The sequence below is a fragment of the Pseudoflavonifractor capillosus genome (assembly GCF_016899775.1).
GTDB lineage: Bacteria > Bacillota > Clostridia > Oscillospirales > Oscillospiraceae > Lawsonibacter.
In genome coordinates this window covers 1-347 of record NZ_JACJJE010000174.1, presented here as the reverse complement: position 1 = coordinate 347, position 347 = coordinate 1, and the positions used below count along the sequence as shown (strand labels likewise).

The window sequence follows — 347 nt, the reverse complement described above, 5'->3', positions numbered from 1 at the left end:
GACCTCCGGGTTAAACGGCAAATAGCAAGAATCAACGGCGAGGTGGCGGAGGCTCCCCTGAAAACAAAAAACGCCTACCGCACCCTGCCTCTGGCAAAGGATACGATAGACGTTCTGAATCAGCAGAAAAAGAAAGTGGGGAGCTGTCCCTGGGTATTCCCCTCTCCCACCGGCGGCCCCATGTCTCCGGACAGTGTGCTCCACATGCTCCACCGGGTTCTGAAACGGGCGGGACTTCCAAGAGTCAGGTTCCACGATCTAAGGCACACGTTCGCAACTCTGGCTCTGCAAACCGGGGTGGACGTAAAGACCGTCTCTGGGATGCTGGGCCACTACAGCGCCGGGTT

1 protein-coding gene is annotated in these 347 nt (G+C 57.9%); it reads left to right on the top strand.

The features are described 5' to 3' along the window. Positions 1 to 347: tyrosine-type recombinase/integrase (locus H6B31_RS16875; protein ID WP_204899544.1), on the top strand; the 347-nt coding region annotated here is incomplete at both ends.